The organism is Sinomonas sp. G460-2 (assembly GCF_047759905.1).
Taxonomy (GTDB): Bacteria; Actinomycetota; Actinomycetes; order Actinomycetales; family Micrococcaceae; genus Sinomonas.
This window is the reverse complement of the sequence record NZ_JBKZWT010000235.1, coordinates 1-5,747: the sequence shown is the minus strand read 5'-3', so window position 1 is coordinate 5,747 and position 5,747 is coordinate 1. Positions and strand designations below refer to the sequence as shown.

General features: G+C 69.6%; 6 protein-coding genes. All 6 read right to left on the bottom strand.

Annotated features, from left to right (window positions below):
- Positions 1-1,257, bottom strand: a 1,257-nt coding sequence (gene dnaG, locus ACLN58_RS16820; RefSeq protein WP_415856402.1) for a DNA primase, incomplete at its 3' end; no start/stop codon positions are given.
- A gap of 25 nt (positions 1,258-1,282) precedes the next feature.
- Positions 1,283-2,569, bottom strand: coding sequence for a deoxyguanosinetriphosphate triphosphohydrolase (locus ACLN58_RS16815; protein ID WP_415856401.1), 1,287 nt, complete (start codon positions 2,567-2,569; stop codon positions 1,283-1,285).
- Positions 2,553-3,746, bottom strand: a complete 1,194-nt coding sequence (dusB, locus tag ACLN58_RS16810; protein ID WP_415856400.1) for a tRNA dihydrouridine synthase DusB — start codon at positions 3,744-3,746, stop codon at positions 2,553-2,555. The genes ACLN58_RS16815 and dusB overlap by 17 nt, the downstream gene beginning before the upstream one ends.
- Positions 3,743-4,747, bottom strand: a complete 1,005-nt coding sequence (locus ACLN58_RS16805) for a hypothetical protein (RefSeq protein WP_415856399.1) — start codon at positions 4,745-4,747, stop codon at positions 3,743-3,745. Before ACLN58_RS16805 ends, dusB begins: the two co-directional genes overlap by 4 nt.
- A gap of 87 nt (positions 4,748-4,834) precedes the next feature.
- Complete coding sequence (locus ACLN58_RS16800; RefSeq protein ID WP_415856398.1) at positions 4,835-5,350, bottom strand: hypothetical protein; 516 nt, start codon at positions 5,348-5,350, stop codon at positions 4,835-4,837.
- A gap of 145 nt (positions 5,351-5,495) precedes the next feature.
- Positions 5,496-5,747: response regulator transcription factor (locus tag ACLN58_RS16795; RefSeq protein ID WP_415856397.1), on the bottom strand; the 252-nt coding region annotated here is incomplete at its 5' end.

The window sequence follows — 5,747 nt, the reverse complement described above, 5'->3', positions numbered from 1 at the left end:
CTCGCGCGTGTACGCAGGCCGGATGGCGTGGTCCCGGATCTGGGCGACGACGGGTGCGGCCTCGCGAAGGGCCGAGACGCGCCCCTCCACCGTGTTGAGGTTGTGCTTGCGCAGCGCCGCTTGGATCGCGAACTCGAAGAGCGGTCGACGGCTGTCGATGAGGCCCTGAACAGCGGCGTCGCCGCGGTGCTGGCGGAGCTCGCACGGGTCCATGCCGTTCGGCTCGACCGCGACGTAGGTCTGGGCGACGAAGCGCTGATCCTCCTCGAAGGCCTTCAGGGCCGCCTTCTGACCCGCGGCGTCGCCGTCGAACGTGAAGACGACCTCTCCCCCGGTGCCGTCGTCGGAGAGGAGGCGCCGGGCGATCTTGATGTGCTCGCTGCCGAACGCCGTGCCGCAGCTCGCGACCGCGGTATCAATCCCTGCGAGGTGGCACGCCATGACGTCGGTGTAGCCCTCGACGACCACGAGCTGGCGCTTCTTCGCGATGTTCCGCTTCGCGAGGTCGATCCCGTAGAGGACCTGCGACTTCTTGTAGAGCGCGGTCTCCGGCGTGTTGAGGTACTTGGGCCCCTGATCGTCGTCGAAGAGCCGGCGGGCACCGAAGCCGATCACGTCCCCTGCGATGTCCTTGATGGGCCACACGAGCCGCCCGCGGAAGCGGTCGTAGAGGCCTCGATTGCCCTCGGAGAACATGCCGGTGAGCTTGAGCTCTTCGTCCCGGAAGCCGCGGCCGCGGAGTTGCTTCAGGAGGCCGTCCCACCCCTGCGGCGCGAAGCCGACGCCGAACTGCTCGGCGACGCCGCGGTCGAAGCCACGCTCGAACAGGAACTGGCGGCCGGCCGCGGCCCCCGGCGTGAGGAGCTGGTCGCGGAAGAATTCTGCGGCGATCTTGTGCGCGTCGAGGAGCCTCTGCCGCCGCCCGACCTCTTCGCGGCGCGGCCCCGCGCCTTCCTCGTAGTGGAGCTCGTAGCCGATGCGAGCCGCGAGCTTCTCGACCGTCTCGGCAAAACCCGTGTGGTCGAGCTTCATGACGAAGCTGATCACGTCCCCGCTCTCGCCGCAGCCGAAGCAGTGGTACGTGCCGACCTGAGGGCGAACGTGGAACGACGGCGAACGCTCGTCGTGGAACGGGCATAGACCCTTGTACGAGCCGATGCCCGCGCTCTTGAGCGTGACGTACCCCTCGACGACCTCCCTGATGTCGGTGCGCGCGCGCACCTCAGCGATGTCCTCCGGTTTGATCAGCCCTGCCACGTCACCACCTTAGTCTTCCCCACCGTCACCAGAGACTGGGCAGGCTCCCGACGAGACGCTCGTACCAGGACAGCGCCGACGCGTCTGTGAGCGACGCGACCTGGTCGATGACGACCCGCAGCCGCGCAGCATCGTCGCCCGCGGCGCGCCAGTCCGCGGCGAACATCGGTTCGAGGTGTCTGTCCCCGGAGGCGCTCAGCGCGGTAACGAGCGCGTGGAGCACCTCGCGCTGCCGCTCGTAGATCGGCTGGCGGTGATCCGTGGTCATGACGAACGTCGTAGCGAGGCCCTTCATGACGGCGATCTCCATGACCGTCTCCTGCGGGACCACAACCTCGCCCGCGTAGCGCGTGAGCGGCGCCTCACCGAACGCGGCACGGGTGAGGCCCAGCGCGCTGTCGCAGAAGCGGCCGATGAGCTGACTCGTCATGTTCTTGAGGGCCGCCATAGCCCTGCGCGAGCCGTCGGCCTCGAGCACCCACACGGGGGTGGACTCGAGGCGCGCGAGAGCCGCGTCGATCTCCGCGGGATCGCTGTGCGGGAGATACCACTGCTGGGTGTAGCCGACCACGCGGGCCCGGTGGTCCGGGTTCGCCATCCAGCGGAGCTGGAACTTGCCGGCGACGATCGCGTCTTCGACGTCGTGCACGGAGTATGCGATGTCGTCAGAGAGGTCCATGATCTGGGCCTCAAGGCAGCTCCGGCCCGCTGGCGCCCCCTCGCGGACCCATTCGAAGATCTCAAGATCGTCCTCGTACGCTCCGAACTTGCTGGTGCGCTGGCCGTGCACGAGCGGGGCGTCCCGCGCCGTCCACGGATACTTGCAGGCGGCGTCGAGGCTCGCCCTCGTGAGGTTGAGCCCCGCCGGGCGGCCCTGGCCGTCGAGCACCTTCGGCTCGAGCCGCGTCAGGAGGCGGAGCGTCTGCGCGTTGCCCTCGAAGCCACCGATCCGGTGGGCGATGTCGTTGAGCGCGCTCTCGCCGTTGTGCCCGAACGGAGGGTGGCCCAGATCGTGGCTCAGGCACGCGGCGTCGACGACGTCGGGATCGCATCCGAGGACCCGGCCGAGCTCCCGGCCCACCTGGGCCACCTCGAGCGAGTGCGTGAGGCGCGTCCGCACGAAGTCGTCCGTGTCGGGTGCGACGACCTGCGTCTTCGCACCGAGGCGACGGAGGGCGGACGAGTGCAGGACGCGAGCGCGATCGCGCTCGAAGTCGCTGCGGTAACTCTTCTTGATCGGCTCCGCGACCCAGCGACGGCTGTCGTCGGCCGTGTAGTGGCCGTTCTTCGACGGCTCAACCACCGGAGACATCCAACTCGGCCGCCGCGATGTCACGCGTCTGGCCCGCGTCCATCGACCGGCTCTCGAGCCATTTGTCCGGGAGCGCCGGGCGCTTCGGGGAGCCCGCGCGCCCACGCGGACCCTCGGCGTCGGCACCGGGGTACGAGGCCTCGGGGTCGAGCTCGCCGAGCAGCTCGCGAAGCACCGCGAGCGTGGGCACCTGGGCGAGCTTGGCCCTGAGCTCGCCGCCCACGGTATAGCCCTTGAAGTACCACGCAACGTGCTTGCGAATGTCGCGCAAGGCCTTGTCCTCGTCCTCAAAGTAGTCCACGAGGAGCTCGGCGTGGCGGTAGAACGCCTCCGCGACGGCGGCCAAGCCGGGGCGGTTGCGCTCGGCGCGCCCCTCGAACGCGGCCTGGAGGTCGCCGAAGAGCCACGGCCGGCCCTGGCATCCGCGGCCCACCACGACGCCGTCCACGCCCGTGTGCCGCACCATCCGCATCGCGTCCTCGGCACTCCAGATGTCCCCGTTGCCGAGGACCGGGACGTCGGGGAGCGCTTCGCGGAGACGCGCGATCGCGTCCCAGTCGGCCGTGCCCGAATAGAACTGCGCGCACGTGCGGCCGTGGAGGGCGACGGCGGCCACCCCCGCGTCGCGCGCGATCCGGCCGGCCTCGAGATACGTCAGATGGTCATCGTCGATGCCCTTGCGCATCTTGATGGTCAGCGGAATGTCGCCGCGCTGCGCCTCGCGCACGGCAGTCGTCACGATCGATCTGAAGAGGTCCGTCTTCCACGGGAGGGCGGAACCTCCGCCTCGCTTCGTCACCTTGGGGACGGGGCAGCCGAAATTGAGATCGATGTGATCGGCGCGGCCCTCCTCGACGAGCATCCTCACGGCCCGGCCGACCGTCACGGGGTCAACACCGTACAGCTGGACCGAGCGGACCTTCTCGTCGTCGTCGTGCGAGATGATGCGCAGCGACTCGGGGTGCCGTTCAACGAGAGCACGGGACGTCACCATTTCCGCGACGTAGAGGCCTCCCCCAAACTCACGGCAGAGACGGCGGAAAGCCTTGTTCGTGATGCCGGCCATGGGTGCCAGCACCACCGGAGTCTCGACGGTCAGGTTCCCGAGCTTGAGCGGCGGGAGTTCGAGCCGGGCGGGCGCGGGGGCTTCCGAGAGGGCGATGGGCACAGCAGTCACCCGTCCATTGTGTCAAAGTCCCGGCCCGGGGACGGGACCTCGGCCCCGGAGAGGAGGGCGGCGAGCGAATCGTCGAGCACGACAGTGGTCCGGCCCAGAGGGGCGGTCGCGGCGACGATCGGCTGGCCCGGCCGCCACCAGAACAATTCGCTGCTCAGCGGCGCTACCTCGCCCTCAGCCAAGATCGCGACGAGGTCACGCATCCGGTGGACGTCCTCAACCGAGGCCAGGCCATCCACGTCTTGGAAGCCGAGCATGCGGTGGGCCGGAACGCAGAACAGCAACCCGGAGGCGCCTACCTCAAGGCCCAACCTCTCCACGAGGCGCTCGGGATGGGCGAGCCACGCAGCTTGCCGCGGATGCTCGGACTCGAGCAGGATGACCGCCGAACCGGTGTCCGATTGATACGCCGTGGGCTCCCCAAGCTCGGCCTCGAAGAGATTCGCCTCGGCCATCTCCCACGCCTGCTCGGCTCCCCCGACCTTGGAGAGGTGGACGTCCGCGAGGAAGGCCGAGGCCTGACTGTGCCGCACGGCCAGAAGGAGCGGCAGGCCGGCCACGCTCCGCGCATACGAGTAGTCCTCCGCGAGCTGCGCCGCGGGAATCCTCCCCGGTGCTGAGAACCGCGGGAAGAGCTGTTCGCGGAGATCGTCGCGCGAGACGTGGGGCGGCGCGGCGAGCGCCGTCGAGATGAGGTGGCCCACGATGTCCCTCGCGAGCCCTCCCCAGCCCGTCTCCGGGATGCGGGCCGCCTCCCGCGCGATCGTGGTGAAGCCGAGGGTCGCCCCCGGCGCCCTGAACGGCCCGCCCGTCACGACGATGTGGCTGCCCCGATCCCACGCGCGATACCCGAGCGAGCGGACCGCCTCCGCGCAATGCCCGCGCAGGGCATCGGCCTGCCCGATGGTGAATCCTTCGATATAGCGATCCGGCGAGTCCAGCGCCGCCGTTCCTTCTCGAACCTCCGAGCGTGCCTTCCTGACCCGCGCTGCCTTGCCCATGTGTCCCCCTTAAACGTGCGATGGCCCCGACGCTAGCGGGGCCATGGCACGCGCGGGAGGGCGCCGCCGTCGTATGTGGATAACTCGCTAGGCGACGGGCTGCCGCAGGGGCTCCGCCGCCCACGCGATGGCCGCCGCGCGACGGGACACCACGAGGGCTTGGATGCCGAGGGTCACCGCGATGTACAGCATGATCGAGGCGTTCGCGACGGGGCTCGGCCCGCGTAGCCCCTCAAGCGTCGAGCCAAAGAACTCAACCCCGATGTGCACCCCAAGCCCCGCAATCCACAGACCGACCGCGGCCCAACCGCCGCGACGGTACGCGACGCCGTCCTGGATCCAGACGGCCGCCGTGCGGCCACGCAACCAGCCGAAGCCAGCCGCGAGACCGATTGACAGGGCGAGGGTCACGGCCTCGACAGGCGTGAAACCGTGCGAGTCGGCGATCTGGGCCAGCTGCCACACACCAATGGCGCCGAGGATCACGAACGTGCGGGCGCGGAGGGCGCCCACAGGGCGGGTCTGAAACTGGCGGAAGATGGCCCACGCGAGGACCGCGACGGCGAGGACGATGTTCGCGAAGCTGAGGGTGAGGCCGGTCATCGGAATCGGAGCTCCTGGTTCAGTGGGGCGCCGCCTCTCTGGCGGCCTGAATCCATCGTTCCGCCGAGGCCGCCTGCGGCCCCCATGCGCCTGTCATGACTCCGGCATGACATCTGTCAGATGAACACCGGTCGGACGCTCGTGGTCAGATGAGCCAGCCGTTCTCCTCCGCGATGCGAGCCGCCTCCGCCCGCGTGCTCGCGCCGGTTTTGCCGATCGAGCTCGAAAGATAGTTCCGGACCGTCCCCTCCGAGAGGAACAGCTCGCGGGCAATGTTCGCGATGGTCCCGCCGCCGGCGGCGGCCCGAAGCACCTCGGTCTCGCGATCGGTGAGCGGGCTCTCCCCCGCCGTGAGGGACTCCGCCGCAAGGGTCGGATCGACCACGCGGAGGCCGGC

What these genes read in the sequence shown, in the direction of transcription:
- ACLN58_RS16815 (WP_415856401.1), bottom strand. Translation starts at nt 2,569, where the DNA reads ATGTCTCCGGTGGTTGAGCCGTCGAAGAACGGCCACTACACGGCCGAC.
- ACLN58_RS16805 (WP_415856399.1), bottom strand. Translation starts at nt 4,747, where the DNA reads ATGGGCAAGGCAGCGCGGGTCAGGAAGGCACGCTCGGAGGTTCGAGAA.
- ACLN58_RS16800 (WP_415856398.1), bottom strand. Translation starts at nt 5,350, where the DNA reads ATGACCGGCCTCACCCTCAGCTTCGCGAACATCGTCCTCGCCGTCGCG.